We start from the raw sequence: 13,808 nt of genomic DNA, 5'->3' as shown, positions 1-13,808 counted from the left end.
AAAAACATCTATCCCAGTAAATACAAAGCATAAAAAATAAGAATAGAAACAATAAATGAAACAATTTTTATCCGGAGCCTACTGCCACCTTCCTCTAAGAGAGCTGATGAAATAAACGACTCAAAAGAATCATCAAGTACAATCATTATCGATTTGAAATTTTTTATTTTATCACCCTTAAATGTGGGTGCCGAAAATCATGGCACACACAAAACATCATTCATTCACAGAGAAAAAATAATATATCCTAGCATAAGGATATATTATTCTCTCACGAATCAATGTTCCAATCCCCCAACCTAATCCCGCAGAAAATCCACCAACCGCTCCAATAAGCCCGCCTTGATCTGCACCAATCAGAGTCCCGGTCGGGGCATAACCTATGACCGTGCCAATAACAGAACCTGTATCGACAAATTCAGCCATGTTACTTCTCCAACCGGCTCCATCAATTTGCATTATTTCAGAAGGTAACAGCTTATCCATATTCATCATTATTACTCCTTAATGATTTAAAAATAGTAGGATACATAGATATAAAATTTTTATGAATAAACGTTCCTGCCATCCAAGCTCCTCCCCACGCAACACCAATCAATCCCCCTGTGTCGGCAAATGCACCAAGAAACATTGGTGAAGTAAAACCGTTCATAATTCCCACAAAAGCACCTGCATCCATCACAATTGACGTCCAGTCAGTCAGAGCGTTACCTCCAAAAACCTCTGAAACCTCACTAACAGATAATGCACGCATTGTCTTAATGATTAACCGTATCCCCTGCTCCTTGGAACCGAGAACATCGCCGGTAATTTCGCAATCCAGATCCATAAAATACATTGATATATTATTTGAATTCCCCCATAAACGAACACAGCGATTCAAACATCCATTCGGACAATAATGAGATTCATCAAAAAATAAGGCAGCTTTAATCCTCAGTTAAATTAAAGCGCAATCAAATAATAGGTATCAATCCGTAAATATCAAGAAAATGACCACACAGCACGGCATGACGACACTAACAAGCTGTTATACCACTCAAACCACAAACATATGTTGAAGTAAACTTCACACAAAGCAACTAGTGTAATGTATATACAAAAGAAAAGCCCCTTCAATAGAATCGACTATGAAGGGGCCAGAACAAAGCCACAAATGCAACTTCAAGATTAGAAAATTTATTTTATAATCTTAATTTTAAAGGTTATTCCTTACAACCTTTAATAAAAAATTTAACCTTTAGTAGTAGAAGAATTCGTTGTTGTCGTAGCACCAAAAATACTAGAAATACTAGAAAATAATGATTGCAAACCAGTTGTAAACAATGATTGCAAACCGGTTGTAAACCAATTAACCACTGTGTTGACACCCGTGACAATATCAGTCAAACATCCACCAGAAATCTGCTCCATTTCTACTTTACTAAGCTCACGCATCTTCAACTCACTCCTTCATTAATTCAAATAATTTATAAAAAAACTCAGCTCTAAAAAATCTATAAACACACTTAAGATTTTCTACTAGAAGTAATTATATTAGTAGCTGTATTAAGTAATGTCGAGAAAGCATTACTAAATAATGTGGTAACACTGCCACTAAATAATGTATTTAGGGTATCTGAAATCAAACGGAATGCCGTGTTGACACCCGTGACAATATCAGTCAAACATCCACCAGAAATCTGCTCCATTTCTACTTTACTAAGCTCACGCATCTTCAACTCACTCCTTCATTAATTCAAATAATTTATAAAAAACTCAGTTCTAAAAAATCTATAAACACACTTAAGATTTTTTATTGTAAGCCTGTTCAAACCCACGTATAACACTGCTAAAAATGTTATAAATATTACTAACTGCACTATATAAAGCGGACGCCTGAGAAACAGCAGTCCCAATGACCATTACAGCAGTTCCAACAGGCGCTAAAAGGGAAGCAACTGTTGCCAATCCTAAAAAACCACCAGAAACCTCTTCCATCTCTACATCATTTATCGTGCGCATAGTTTACTTAACCAGTTTATTTACAAGTGATTTTGTAATCTTAATCTGCGACCCCTTAAATTTTTGTGACAAAAATCTCAATAAATAAGCAGGTCGCCCAAGGTAACCATACAAGCAGCGCATTGTCAACAAAAAATGGAATTAGAAAGCAGAATTGCATGAACATCAATAAAATCAAACACAAGAGCATATTCACATACATGGTCCTGATCGAGTTCAAGTCGTCATTTTTAAATTTAAATTAAAGACTTATAAAGACTTAAAAACTCAAAAATCTTAATCTCTACTACTAACAGAATTGCTTACAGCGCAATCAATAAAACGTCCTTGACATAAGCAGAATATGAGACCTTTCGGCACGTTGCTACAGGTTCTTACGCGTTGGTATCAGGAGGTTACCAAACAGCAAACCAGCCACAAGCGCCATCACCACATTCGTTACGCCTAGCAATTCGTCCTGGCCCACATGGATGCTTTGATGTTCAACCACATCCATAAATCCACGCATACTGGTACTCCCTGGTACCAACATGATGATGCCTGGCAAGCGGATCAAGGCGCCAGGTTTGGGCATTAAGCGACCAAACAAATTGCCTGCTGCAGTCAGTACCATTGCTGACAGGAAAACACCTTCTTCGGCATTACCACTTAATTTCCCGGCATAGCGTGCGATCACATAACCAGCCATAGCAGCCGCCATCACCCATGGGTAATCGCGAAAGCGTGCCTTGAACAGCACAGCAAACCCATACGCGGTGGTCAACAATGCCACCCATTCAACCCATTGTGGTTGAGGCTGCGCTACGTATATTTGCGGTTTTAGCCCAATCAGCTTGCACAAACTCAATGCGATCAAAGCCCCGACTGTAAGCTTGAATACCACAGTCAATGCACCAGCCAACCGCGCTGTACCTGAGACCCAATGCTGACTTGATAATTCGTTCACAGCGTTTGTCAGTGACATACCTGGCAGTAATACCACCACAGAAGCAATAATCACCGTATTCAGATTGATCGGACCAATCAGCGTGGCTACCAACGTCGCAACAAAACCAGCCAGCAACGCGGCCAATGCCTCACTGGCCTCACGAGTAGCAGCACGGTGATCGGTATACTGTGTCAGCAGGCCAATCAACAAACCAACCGTCGCAGCAGTAGCGACATCCAGCCACGGCAGCTTCCATAACCCAGCAACACCACCAGCAGCCAGCCCAAAACCGAACACGCGCATCATCTTGGAACGTCGATCCAACTCACGATCCAACCGGCGCAATGTAGTGTGTCCCTGAGAGATACTCATGCGTCCAGAAGCAACTGCTTGAGCAACATTGTCAGCCACGCTGAGCTTGTACAAGTCGTTCTCCCCCGGTGCCAACCGGATCACGCGGGTAATATCACTTGAACCGATTGCCTTGGCTGGATCACTAAAGCTGAGAATGATGCCCGTTGGATTGGACCATGGTTCACAATCCAATCCAAGTTGCTGGCTCAGCGCCACCAAAGATGCCTCCAGCCGCTGTGCGGTGGTGCCATATGTATGCAGGCGTCCGGCAATCTCAGCGACAAACGCAACACGCTGTGCATAGCTGGTGGAAAGGGCAGGTGAAAGAAGAGGGGCAGAAGACATGCGTCGGACAAAAAGGCACGAATAGCGAAGAGAGTCAGTGTATGTCGCCTCTGACGTGAAGATCGACCTTCGTACTTCACGCGGAACCGGTTATGCTTACACGCTTATTATGCCGAAAAAGACCGTTACTGCACCGCACATTGAACAAGACGCCCAAGACCGTGGCCAGATACACCTGAGCGGCAGCTGGGTGTTAGCTAACTTATTAACGGCATCCGAATTACTTCAGTCATATAGCAACTCCATCCAGCACATCAACGCACGCAATATCGACCAACTCGATTCGGCCGGCGCATTACAGCTGCTGCGTTTCACCACACGTACAGGACTGAAAAACGAAGCAATCGAATTTCGGGAAGAACACCGCCCCTTGATCTCCACAATTGAGATTCTCGACGATGAGCATCCCAAACCTGAACGTGACTACGGTTTTCTTGCAGCACTGGAACGCCTAGGCATCGCGGTTGTCAAAACCCGCCGCAATATTATCGACGTATGCAGCTTCCTCGGCGAGAACTTAGTGAAGATAGCCCAACTGGCTCGCGAACCACGGCGGTTCCGCATCACCTCAACCGTGCACCACATGGAGCAAGTCGGTTTGGATGCGGTGCCTCTGGTGGTGGTGCTGTCGTATTTGGTAGGCGCTGTAATTGCATTCCTAGGTTCGACCATCTTGCGCAACTTTGGCGCAGAAATCTTCGTCGTCGAATTAGTCAACATTGCCTTCCTGCGTGAGTTCGCAGTGCTGTTGACCGCAATTGTCCTGGCCGGTCGTACCGCCAGCGCGTTCACAGCACAAATCGGTGCGATGAAGTCGCGCGAAGAAATCGACGCAATCCAAACTTTAGGCCTAGACCCGATCGACCTGCTAGTCATCCCACGTCTTATCGCACTGCTAGTCATGCTCCCACTATTGACCTTCATCGCAATGATCGCCGGCTTAGCTGGAGGAATTACGGTTGGCGCATTTGACCTAGGCATCCCTCCGCAAATGTACTTGTCACGCATGCACGAAACCATGCAATTGCGGCACTTCATAATAGGGATGTCCAAAGCACCACTGTTTGCACTGATTATTGGATTGATCGGCTGTCTGGAGGGACTCAAAGTCACCGGCACCGCACAATCCGTCGGCAAACATACCACCTCCAGTGTTGTACAAACGATCTCGCTAGTCATCATCATTGATGCCTTAGCAGCACTGTGGTTCATGCGTATGGGTTGGTGAAGCTGATGAGCAAAATAACAACGCATCCCATCGCCGCAGAACATAAGGAAGCAAACTTGGCAATCCGCGTACGTGGCTTAATCAACCACTTCGGGACGCAAACCGTCCACGATGGACTAGACATAGACGTCCATCGTGGTGAAATCCTCGGTGTGGTCGGTGGTTCAGGCACCGGAAAATCAGTGTTGATGCGTACTATCCTAGGATTACACACCCCCAACGCAGGGTCGATCGAAGTACTCGGAGTAAACCCACACTCACAAAGCTCTGAGGACCGACGCATCATTGCTCGCAACACGGGCGTGCTATTCCAGGATGGTGCCTTGTTCTCCTCAATGACGGTGGGCGAAAACGTACAAGTACCAATGAAAGAACATCACGGAGAGTTCCCAAAACGCTTGTACTACGAACTGGCGCTACTCAAAATCAAGCTTGCAGGATTACCCGCCAACGCACTGGATAAGCTTCCCTCGCAACTATCTGGAGGCATGCGTAAGCGCGCTGGCTTGGCACGCGCTCTAGCGTTGGATCCCCCACTGCTATTTCTGGACGAACCCACCGCAGGGTTGGATCCCATCGGCGCAGCCTCATTTGACCAACTCATCAAAACCCTTCAGAAAGCACTTGGATTAACAGTGTTTCTCATTACCCATGACCTGGACACGCTATACACCATCTGTAATCGCGTCGCCGTACTGGCCGAACGCAAAGTCATCGCTAACGCACCGTTAGCAGAAATTGAAAACATCGACCACCCGTGGATCCGTGAGTATTTTCACGGACCACGGGGGCGTGCTGCGCGTACAGCACAGCACACCTCTACAGGAAGCAGCTGAACCATGGAAACCAAAGCTAACTACGTCCTGATCGGTTCCTTCACCATTCTGACTGGGCTGGCACTGCTGATTTTTGGCCTATGGGCAGCCAAGTACTCTTCCGACCGCACCTGGCAAAACTATCGCGTAGTGTTCCGTGAGGCAGTCACTGGCCTATCCGTCGGCAGTCCGGTGCAGTACAACGGAATCGCAATCGGTTCAATCACCCAACTCACTCTCGCCCCGAACGACCCGCGCCAAGTCGTCGCACATATACGTGTCAACTCAACCACACCTGTCAAGAAAGACACGCGCGCCAAACTGGCAATCACCAGCCTGACCGGCCCATCCATCATCCAATTATCTGGCGGCACCCCGGAATCACCATCGCTGACAAGCATTTATAAAGATGACGCACCCATTATCCAAACCACCCCGTCTGCATTACAGAACATCACCGACACTGCTAACGACATCGTCGAACGTTTGTACGATGTCCTCAGCGACAAGAATGTCGCAGCGATCTCAACCATCCTGCAGAACATGCAGAAAATCAGCGGCCAAGTATCCGACAGTGATACAGGCTTGGAAGCACTACTGACCAGCGCGCGCGATGCCACACGCCAACTCAACACCACCCTGACCACCGCCAACGGCACAGTGCAGCAATTGGACAATAACCTGGTGAAACAACTGCCGATCATCCTCAACAAACTCGAAGCCACATTGACCAAGATCGACGCAACTGCCAGCAACGCAAATAGCATCCTTGACAACAATCAAGCAGCCATCAACAGCTTTGCCAACGAAGGCCTGAGCCAATTTGCTCCGACTATGAGCGAGCTAAGCAACCTGATCCGTGACTTGCGTCAAATCAGCAACAAACTCGAAGGCAATCCAAAACGTTACCTACTTGGCCGCGATGCTCCTAAGGAATTCGACCCCAAATGAAGCTGATCCATCCCCTGGTGTGCCTATCCGTACTCACGCTCGCCAGCTGCTCCTCAACACTACTAGGCGAAAAAAAACCGACCACGATTTATTCACCACAAATCCACGTCACCACCGATCCCTCCTGGCCTAGAGTGACTTGGCATCTGACAGTACTCCACCCCAAAGCCCCACGCATGATCGATACCCCACGTATCAACGTACAACCTACCCCAGGTGAGATCCAGGTCTACCATAACGTCAGTTGGGCGCAACCAACCACCGACATGCTCGAAGACGCACTCATCCGCGTCTTCGAAGATTCAGGAAAAATTGCTGGCGTCACTCGGGCAGGAACCGGCATCCGTACTGATTACAGCCTCAGCTTAGACCTGCGCCGCTTTGAATCCGATTACGCCGGAACACCAATGCCAACCGCAACCATTGAAGTCAACGCCAAATTGATCGGCGCACACAATAAACGCTTGATCGCTTCGCGTACTTTCATCGTCACACAGCCGGCAACAAATACCGATACCTCCACGGTAGCCAACGCATTCGGGCAAGCACTCACTCAATTGACCAATGAACTGGTTGGCTGGACGCTGACCATGGGTCAGAGCGACGCTATCTCCAACAACAAGCCTTCACAACACTAAGACATACAAACCAATCCTGTTTGGCAGGACATCACAAACAACAGCATGTTGTTATTCCAACCTCCTCATCACCAGCACAGCAAACACGGATGCCTCAACTTCAACCAAGCAAGAAGCAAACTGCTAGACGCGCCCCACTACACCATTAAAAACACCCCGCAACATCCCTAGATCATCTGACCAAATCACAAACATCACATCAGGATACGCCGGAACGTCAGATTCACCCGCTCACCTACCACCCTCAAAGTGCGTGGTAAAGCATGCTGATAGTCACGCTGAGTCGTCCCTCCCATCAGCAACAAATCACCATGACTGAGAACGCATTCAGCACGCAAATGACGCTCCCTCCGATGTCGGAACACAAAACGGCGTGAAGCCCCCAAGCTAACTGATGCAATCAGAGGATCTATACCAAGTTCCGCTTCATCGTCACTATGCCAACCGATCGCATCACCACCATGACGATAACGATTAAGCAAAACACTGTTAAAAACAGCACCCGTTTCACCCTCTAAACACATACGCAGCTCAGCTAACGCCGGCCACCACGGACGGGGCTGAAAGCATCTTCCCGAATAACGATAACTGGCCTGCGGATCTCCCACCCAACATGACAATCGCGGCGAATTCACCTCACGGCCAAAGATGTGGATGCGATGGACTTCCCAAGGAACCCCTTCAAGCAGACCTGCCAACAAGGCATCAGCCGCACCGGATGGCAACCATCCCGACTGCAGAGAAATCCGCACACCTGGCAAAAACGGAAACAGATCCATGACAAATCCCCCTAACACGACAAACCAGGACACAGCAGTCATTTGCTGCTATTACAGAACTCCAGGAAAATAATCAAAAGCTATCACGCTTATTTCAGGAGCAAAGCATGTTGGCAGCGAAACAGGAGACAGAAACAAACACCATTGAGCGTGACGTCATGGAATACGACGTTGTCACCGTCGGCTCTGGCCCAGCAGGCTTAGCTTTTGCAATCCGCCTGAAACAACTCAACCCTGCCTTGTCGGTATGCGTGATCGAAAAATCCAGCACAATCGGCGGACATATTCTCTCTGGCGCAGTGATCGAACCTGCCCCCCTGGATAGCCTACTCCCTGGCTGGCGCAACGCCCCACCTCCAATCTGCGTCCCTGCAACCGAGGACGAATTCTGGCTCCTGAGCAAAAATGGCGCATACAAATTTCCGATCATGCCGCCGAGCTTGCGCAACCACGGTAACGTGATCGTCAGCCTTGGCGCACTATGCGCCTGGTTAGCACCTCAAGCCGAGACACTGGGCGTAGACATTTACCCAGGCTTCTCCGCCACTGAAACCCTGCACGACGCGGCTGGCCAAGTCATTGGAGTGCGCATTGGCGACATGGGTATCGCTAAAAACGGAACACACAAACCTAGCTTCACCCCAGGCATTGCAATCAAGGCAAAGGTCACAGTACTTGCCGAAGGCGCACGCGGCCACCTGACCAAACACCTGATTAAACATTTCTCACTAGATCAAAACAGTGATCCGCAAACCTACTCCATCGGAATCAAAGAACTATGGCACGTCCCAGAAAAACGTAGCTCTCCAGGCAAAATCTTACATACCCTCGGCTGGCCAGCCGATACACATACCTACGGAGGTGGCTTTCTCTATCACCTGAATGACAATCGCATCGCACTAGGTTATGTCAGCGGCCTGGACTATCACGACCCAAGGTACGAACCCTGGGAAGCATTCCAGCAATGGAAAAACCACCCACTCATCAAACCGCTTCTGGAAAGTGGTGACCTCCTATCGGGCGGCGCACGTGCAATCGTCACTGGCGGCTGGCAATCCCTCCCCAAAGTGGACATGCCAGGCGCACTGTTGATCGGTGACACTGCCGGCTTACTCAACGTCCCTAAGATCAAGGGAACACACCAAGCAATCCGCAGCGGCATGCTCGCCGCCGAACATCTCGTCGCCACCCAACTCATCCCCTATGGATTTGATGCCAAACTGCGTGCTTCAAAGGCAATGACCGAATTAAAACAAGTACGCAATATCAAGCCAGGTTTCAAAAAAGGCTTATGGTTGGGCCTACTGAACGCCGCCTGGGAGACAGCTACCCGTGGCGCTTCTCCATGGACATTGAAAAACACACCAGACTGGGCCGCACTGCAACGGCTCGACAAAAACCAACAAACAAAACACGACTACGTACAACGCACCTTACCGCCACGCGACCGCCTGCATAGCGTCTACTTCGCGGCCACTGTGCACAATGAAGATCAACCCATCCATCTAAAAGTCACCGACCCCGAACGATGCGTCACACGCTGCGTAGAGGAATACGGCAATCCATGCACCCGCTTCTGTCCGGCCAACGTCTACCAAATCATTGAGGACCCCAACTCAGCAACCAACAAACGCTTACACATCAATGCAGCCAACTGCGTGCACTGTAAAACCTGTGACATCAAAGATCCGTACCAGATTATCGACTGGATCACCCCAGAAGGCGGATCAGGCCCAAATTATCAAAACCTATAAGCACCCATCGACACCGTAGGAATATCAAAAGCACAAAAAAATAAACAAATATCATTCCGAAAGATTAGTAACCACATCATCAAAAATGGATAAAACACTATAAATCTCAAAACAATCACCACTATGCAATGTATTAAGAAACAAAATAAGGATGCTTCAATGAAAGCCACACGAAAAAATTATTTCACTCACATCATCATCGCTGGATTCTTTCTAACGCTTCCATTCCACGGGATCACGACACCACACAACACCAAAATTCAAACAGCGAAAATTCAAAAAGAAGATCCACTTTTTGAAACACTAATCGATAAAGCACCTGAACTCATCACCCTCTATGACCAAGGGATTTGGCTTGAGGGACCTCAAACCTTACCTGACGGCAGCCTTATTTGGAGCGATGTCAAAGCAAACCGCGTGCTTCGCTGGCAAGAAGGAAAAGGAGTTTCCGTCTTTTTAGAACCGTCACATTTCCAAAATGGCCATGCCTTAGACAATGAAGGACGCTTACTCGCAGCATCGCATGGGAAAAGGGCGATAGAACGGCTTGAGAAAGATGGTAAGTGGACGATAGTGGTCGATTCTTATCAAGGAAATAAACTAAACAGTCCAAACGACCTCATTGTCGATCGTAGTGGCGATATATGGTTCACTGATCCTGCATTTGGCATCAATAATCCTAAAGAAAGCTACGGCGGCAAAGCAGTCCAAGGAGGAGATTACAGCTATCGCTACTCACCAAAAACAGGCACCATCGTTCGCTTAAAAACACCTCTTGTCAAAGCACCGAATGGGATCGCCCTCAGTCCTGACGAAAAAACGCTTTATATCGCAGACAGTGAATTAGCCTATAACTCCAATAACTCTGCTCTAAATAGCAGAATTGTCGCTTACGATATTAAAAAAGATAAATCACTTAGAAATGGAAGAGTGCTTGCATCTATTTCACACGGCATACCAGACGGTATCGTGACTGATGCCAATGGAAATATATGGTCAAGTAGTGAAGGAGCTATTCAAATATTTTCCCCCAAAGGAAAACTTCTTGGCAAAGTAATCCTACCTGGCACTGTCGGCAACATGAATTTTGCACTGGATAAAGAAAATAACCCTATTCTTTACGTGACAGCAAGCCATGCCATTTACCGTCTAAAAATAAAGGTAAAAGGCAAGTAAACACTAAATAATAAAACTATCGTTAAGGCGCATGCCTTAACGATAGAAATGTATGGATATGGCCAGAAACCAACACACCGGCCACAGCGTATCAACCTAATAACACGCCCAAGGGGCTCGACATTTTGACGAACACTGCCAATTCAAGTTCCATCTCAAACTGCACTTTCACCCACAAGAAATACACCGATAACGCCCGCGCCGCCTATTTTCCAACGCTTACTCAATAGCAATCATCCGCTTCCCTTATCACCCAGCAAAAGACGTTTATTGTTTTCCCAGTCAGAATTGGGTCAAAAATTGCTTCACCATTAGCCTTATCTCGCTCGCTAAGCTGACAACACACCCCTGCTATTAAGGATTCGCTTCTGAGTACATTCCCCATTTACCCTCATCCATGCACTGCTACTCTCCAACAGGAATAATCCACAAGGGACATGTGGGCAACTCCTTGGAGCATGACACGCTACCCACGTACCCTATGACACAGCACAATGACAATGATGATGATGCCGCACTGTTCCGTGCTGCGATCGGTCCTGTACGGCCACTGCGCCCAAGCGAGACGGCCATCACCATCAAACCTCGCTCACGGCCCCGCAGGTGCATCATCAAACACCACGAAGACGAGGCGAAAAGCGAATTTGCACAGTTACTACGCGAATCAGCGCCACTGGAAGCTGGCGACACTATCAGCTACCGCAGTAAAGCCCTGCCTTCGCGTCTGTTCCAGAGACTCAAGCGAGGACAATTCTCGGTACAGGACGAACTGGACCTGCATGGAGCCACTGTCGTACAAGCTGAAACACTACTGCGCCAATTTCTACTCGAAGCACATACGTACGAATATGGCTGCGTCCGCATCATCCACGGTAAAGGACTGCAATCCAACGGCGGCACCCCAGTACTGAAAAATCTGGTGAATCAATTGCTGCGCTTACGCAAAGATGTGCTTGCGTTCCATTCTTCACCACCCGCTCAAGGCGGCACCGGCGCAGTATTGGTGCTATTAACGCACCGCTAAACCAATTCGACATGGAGCGACAGCCAAGCGCATATAGCAATCTCACTGAACTTACGACATCGCTCAGTCTAGTGACTGCACACCTGAACAATACCCACCTCAATAACGACACTTCCACGCTACGTTGTTCAGCAGCCACAACCCCTAACTCATCAACCACCCACATCGCAACGGAAGATCGGAGTGGATACACCCAAGACTTAACTCTATAGCGATCAAGCAATATTCTTTGTCCCCTACACCACGACACCGTTAAGGCGATACAGCAATACCACGACCTGAGCAGCAAGGCCCTCACCGCGACCAATAAAACCAAGTCCCTCGCTCGTCGTAGCCTTTACACTGACACACTCCGGCTGCACTTCAAGCAAGCGCGCAATCCCCTCACGCATCGCATTGACATACGGAGCAATCTTCGGCGATTCGCAGATTGCAGTTGCATCAACATTACCGACACACCAATCACGTTCGCGCAGCAACAGGTTGCAGTGACGCACAAAGACACCACTGTCTGCTCCCTTCCAACGTACATCGGAAGGTGGAAAGTGCTGACCAATGTCACCCAACCCCAACGCACCAAGCATGGCATCACACAACGCATGCAAGATCACATCACCATCACTGTGTGCCAACACACCGCAACGATGCGGCACTCGCACCCCACCCAACATCACATGATCACTGGGTCCAAACGCATGCACGTCATACCCCTGACCGATGCGAACATTCAAACCCGTCATCACCCTCCCCCTAAATAAGCCACTCAAACACGCCGCGCCAATTCAAACTCGAAACGCACCAAATCATCTGGCGTCGTGATCTTAAAATTACTCTCGGCACACTCCACCAGAAGAGGACGCAATCCCTGCCGCTCCATGACCATCGCTTCATCGGTCATCTCGATCCCATCCGCTGCAGCGACCTGCAAACCGCGCACCAACTGAGATCGCCGAAACAACTGTGGAGTGAATGCACGCCATAACCGTTCACGTGGCTCGGTGCCGTCAATACTGCCATCAGAACCGGCACGCTTCAGCGTGTCGCGCACCGGTACAGCCAGGATCGCACCCACTGGATGGGCACAGCCCGCCTCCAGCAATCGTTCCAGATCGGACAAAGCCACGTTGGGACGCGCAGCATCATGGACCAACACGAAATCATCAGCGTGCACCACCTGTGGCAACGCCAACAAGCCAGACAATACCGAAGCAGCACGGGTCACGCCTCCACTGCAAGTCAACAATGGCTTACCTGCCAGCTCTGTCCAGCCGGACCAAGCCAGATCGCCCTCAGCCACCACCACCATCAACCCACACACCGCCGGATGTGCTGCCAATGCTTCCAGGGTATAGACAATCAACGGCCGCCCAACAACGGGTAAATACTGTTTGGGCACAGGAGAACCAAATCGGACCCCACGGCCAGCCGCAGGGATCACCGCCCAAACACCAACACTCATCGTTTTTCTCTACGAGGTTGCGACAGATCAACTCCATGATCTGCAGATGTATCGTTGGGGAGAGGCACAGGAATATCCTCAACCACACGATAGAAGATCTCCCCAGGCTTGATCATGCCCAGCTCGCTGCGCGCACGCTCCTCAATCGCTGCATCGCCATCCTTCAAGTTCTTAACCTCAGCAGCAAGCGAAGCATTACGCTGACGCAAGCGTTCGTTCTCTTGATGCTGTTGAACGATTTGCACCTGCAACATGCGGACCTCCCCGGAGTTACCAGGGCCAAACCAGAAGCGGTGCTGTAACCAAGCCAGCAATGCCGCAAGCACCAGCAATAACCAGCGCCAGTTACGCAC

At 48.8% G+C, this 13,808-nt stretch carries 16 protein-coding genes and 1 pseudogene; 7 read left to right on the top strand and 10 right to left on the bottom strand.

Translation table 11 applies throughout. From position 1 onward, the window contains the following. Positions 1-216: 216 nt before the first annotated feature. The 6 genes from F7G16_RS02950 to F7G16_RS02925 all read right to left on the bottom strand — a co-directional run bounded on the left by F7G16_RS02950 (position 217) and on the right by F7G16_RS02925 (position 3,631). The gene (locus F7G16_RS02950; protein WP_004090583.1) at positions 217-492 is read right to left on the bottom strand and encodes a hypothetical protein; all 276 of its coding nucleotides are present in this window, start codon (positions 490-492) and stop codon (positions 217-219) included. Then, the gene (locus F7G16_RS02945) at positions 479-838 is read right to left on the bottom strand and encodes a hypothetical protein (protein WP_012382505.1); all 360 of its coding nucleotides are present in this window, start codon (positions 836-838) and stop codon (positions 479-481) included. Before F7G16_RS02945 ends, F7G16_RS02950 begins: the two co-directional genes overlap by 14 nt. A 395-nt stretch (positions 839-1,233) precedes the next feature. Further along, positions 1,234-1,437: a hypothetical protein gene (locus tag F7G16_RS02940; RefSeq protein WP_004090581.1), complete on the bottom strand. Its 204-nt coding sequence runs from the start codon at positions 1,435-1,437 to the stop codon at positions 1,234-1,236. Between the two features lie 71 nt (positions 1,438-1,508). After that, positions 1,509-1,715, bottom strand: coding sequence for a hypothetical protein (locus F7G16_RS02935; protein WP_004090580.1), 207 nt, complete (start codon positions 1,713-1,715; stop codon positions 1,509-1,511). A 70-nt stretch (positions 1,716-1,785) separates the two neighbouring features. Next, positions 1,786-1,980, bottom strand: a complete 195-nt coding sequence (locus tag F7G16_RS02930) for a hypothetical protein (RefSeq protein ID WP_225621745.1) — start codon at positions 1,978-1,980, stop codon at positions 1,786-1,788. A 388-nt stretch (positions 1,981-2,368) separates the two neighbouring features. After that, positions 2,369-3,631 carry a threonine/serine exporter family protein gene (locus tag F7G16_RS02925; protein WP_004090578.1) on the bottom strand — a complete coding sequence of 421 codons (1,263 nt, stop codon included), beginning with the start codon at positions 3,629-3,631 and terminating at the stop codon, positions 2,369-2,371. Between the two features lie 109 nt (positions 3,632-3,740). On the opposite strand from F7G16_RS02925, the gene F7G16_RS02920 reads away from it, so the two are divergent. Genes F7G16_RS02920 through F7G16_RS02905 form a run of 4 tightly spaced genes read left to right on the top strand, consistent with a single transcriptional unit; the run spans position 3,741 to position 7,263 of the window. Next, positions 3,741-4,859 (top strand): MlaE family ABC transporter permease, encoded by a 1,119-nt coding sequence (locus F7G16_RS02920; RefSeq protein ID WP_004090577.1) that lies wholly within the window; start codon positions 3,741-3,743, stop codon positions 4,857-4,859. Positions 4,860-4,864: 5 nt separating this feature from the next. Next, complete coding sequence (locus tag F7G16_RS02915) at positions 4,865-5,695, top strand: ABC transporter ATP-binding protein (protein WP_004090576.1); 831 nt, start codon at positions 4,865-4,867, stop codon at positions 5,693-5,695. A gap of 3 nt (positions 5,696-5,698) precedes the next feature. Next, positions 5,699-6,625: an MlaD family protein gene (locus tag F7G16_RS02910; RefSeq protein ID WP_004090575.1), complete on the top strand. Its 927-nt coding sequence runs from the start codon at positions 5,699-5,701 to the stop codon at positions 6,623-6,625. Beyond that, on the top strand, positions 6,622-7,263 hold the full coding sequence (locus tag F7G16_RS02905; RefSeq protein WP_004090574.1) for an ABC-type transport auxiliary lipoprotein family protein: 642 nt from the start codon (positions 6,622-6,624) through the stop codon (positions 7,261-7,263). Before F7G16_RS02910 ends, F7G16_RS02905 begins: the two co-directional genes overlap by 4 nt. 194 nt (positions 7,264-7,457) lie before the next feature. On the opposite strand, the gene F7G16_RS02900 is transcribed toward F7G16_RS02905, so the two are convergent. Then, positions 7,458-8,042, bottom strand: a complete 585-nt coding sequence (locus F7G16_RS02900) for an alpha-ketoglutarate-dependent dioxygenase AlkB family protein (protein WP_012382502.1) — start codon at positions 8,040-8,042, stop codon at positions 7,458-7,460. 107 nt (positions 8,043-8,149) lie between these two features. Here F7G16_RS02900 and F7G16_RS02895 point away from each other — a divergent pair, with 107 nt between their 5' ends. The 3 genes from F7G16_RS02895 to F7G16_RS02885 all read left to right on the top strand — a co-directional run bounded on the left by F7G16_RS02895 (position 8,150) and on the right by F7G16_RS02885 (position 11,996). Beyond that, positions 8,150-9,796 (top strand): electron transfer flavoprotein-ubiquinone oxidoreductase, encoded by a 1,647-nt coding sequence (locus F7G16_RS02895; protein WP_004090572.1) that lies wholly within the window; start codon positions 8,150-8,152, stop codon positions 9,794-9,796. A gap of 159 nt (positions 9,797-9,955) precedes the next feature. Beyond that, positions 9,956-10,972 carry an SMP-30/gluconolactonase/LRE family protein gene (locus tag F7G16_RS02890; RefSeq protein ID WP_004090566.1) on the top strand — a complete coding sequence of 339 codons (1,017 nt, stop codon included), beginning with the start codon at positions 9,956-9,958 and terminating at the stop codon, positions 10,970-10,972. 481 nt (positions 10,973-11,453) lie between these two features. Next, on the top strand, positions 11,454-11,996 hold the full coding sequence (locus F7G16_RS02885) for a Smr/MutS family protein (RefSeq protein ID WP_004090565.1): 543 nt from the start codon (positions 11,454-11,456) through the stop codon (positions 11,994-11,996). Positions 11,997-12,232: 236 nt separating this feature from the next. On the opposite strand, the gene ispF is transcribed toward F7G16_RS02885, so the two are convergent. From ispF to ftsB, 3 genes and pseudogenes are all read right to left on the bottom strand, one after another. Continuing rightward, positions 12,233-12,736, bottom strand: a complete 504-nt coding sequence (ispF, locus tag F7G16_RS02880; protein ID WP_004090564.1) for a 2-C-methyl-D-erythritol 2,4-cyclodiphosphate synthase — start codon at positions 12,734-12,736, stop codon at positions 12,233-12,235. 29 nt (positions 12,737-12,765) lie between these two features. Beyond that, positions 12,766-13,455 (bottom strand): annotated as a pseudogene (gene ispD, locus F7G16_RS02875) (2-C-methyl-D-erythritol 4-phosphate cytidylyltransferase); the annotation flags it as partial. Next, entirely contained in the window at positions 13,452-13,808 is a 357-nt protein-coding gene (ftsB, locus tag F7G16_RS02870; RefSeq protein ID WP_011097688.1) for a cell division protein FtsB, read from the bottom strand. The pseudogene ispD and the gene ftsB, both read right to left, overlap by 4 nt.

Source organism: Xylella fastidiosa (assembly GCF_011801475.1).
Taxonomy (GTDB): Bacteria; Pseudomonadota; Gammaproteobacteria; order Xanthomonadales; family Xanthomonadaceae; genus Xylella; species Xylella fastidiosa.
The sequence above is the reverse complement of the archived record's forward strand: the minus strand, read 5'-3'. Positions and strand labels throughout refer to the sequence as shown.

What these genes read in the sequence shown, in the direction of transcription:
- F7G16_RS02905 (WP_004090574.1), top strand. Translation starts at nt 6,622, where the DNA reads ATGAAGCTGATCCATCCCCTGGTGTGCCTATCCGTACTCACGCTCGCC.
- F7G16_RS02940 (WP_004090581.1), bottom strand. Translation starts at nt 1,437, where the DNA reads ATGCGTGAGCTTAGTAAAGTAGAAATGGAGCAGATTTCTGGTGGATGT.
- F7G16_RS02900 (WP_012382502.1), bottom strand. Translation starts at nt 8,042, where the DNA reads ATGGATCTGTTTCCGTTTTTGCCAGGTGTGCGGATTTCTCTGCAGTCG.
- F7G16_RS02925 (WP_004090578.1), bottom strand. Translation starts at nt 3,631, where the DNA reads ATGTCTTCTGCCCCTCTTCTTTCACCTGCCCTTTCCACCAGCTATGCA.
- F7G16_RS02895 (WP_004090572.1), top strand. Translation starts at nt 8,150, where the DNA reads ATGTTGGCAGCGAAACAGGAGACAGAAACAAACACCATTGAGCGTGAC.
- F7G16_RS02950 (WP_004090583.1), bottom strand. Translation starts at nt 492, where the DNA reads ATGAATATGGATAAGCTGTTACCTTCTGAAATAATGCAAATTGATGGA.
- F7G16_RS02930 (WP_225621745.1), bottom strand. Translation starts at nt 1,980, where the DNA reads ATGGAAGAGGTTTCTGGTGGTTTTTTAGGATTGGCAACAGTTGCTTCC.
- ispF (WP_004090564.1), bottom strand. Translation starts at nt 12,736, where the DNA reads ATGACGGGTTTGAATGTTCGCATCGGTCAGGGGTATGACGTGCATGCG.
- F7G16_RS02885 (WP_004090565.1), top strand. Translation starts at nt 11,454, where the DNA reads ATGACACAGCACAATGACAATGATGATGATGCCGCACTGTTCCGTGCT.
- F7G16_RS02920 (WP_004090577.1), top strand. Translation starts at nt 3,741, where the DNA reads ATGCCGAAAAAGACCGTTACTGCACCGCACATTGAACAAGACGCCCAA.
- F7G16_RS02915 (WP_004090576.1), top strand. Translation starts at nt 4,865, where the DNA reads ATGAGCAAAATAACAACGCATCCCATCGCCGCAGAACATAAGGAAGCA.
- F7G16_RS02935 (WP_004090580.1), bottom strand. Translation starts at nt 1,715, where the DNA reads ATGCGTGAGCTTAGTAAAGTAGAAATGGAGCAGATTTCTGGTGGATGT.
- F7G16_RS02890 (WP_004090566.1), top strand. Translation starts at nt 9,956, where the DNA reads ATGAAAGCCACACGAAAAAATTATTTCACTCACATCATCATCGCTGGA.
- F7G16_RS02910 (WP_004090575.1), top strand. Translation starts at nt 5,699, where the DNA reads ATGGAAACCAAAGCTAACTACGTCCTGATCGGTTCCTTCACCATTCTG.
- F7G16_RS02945 (WP_012382505.1), bottom strand. Translation starts at nt 838, where the DNA reads ATGTATTTTATGGATCTGGATTGCGAAATTACCGGCGATGTTCTCGGT.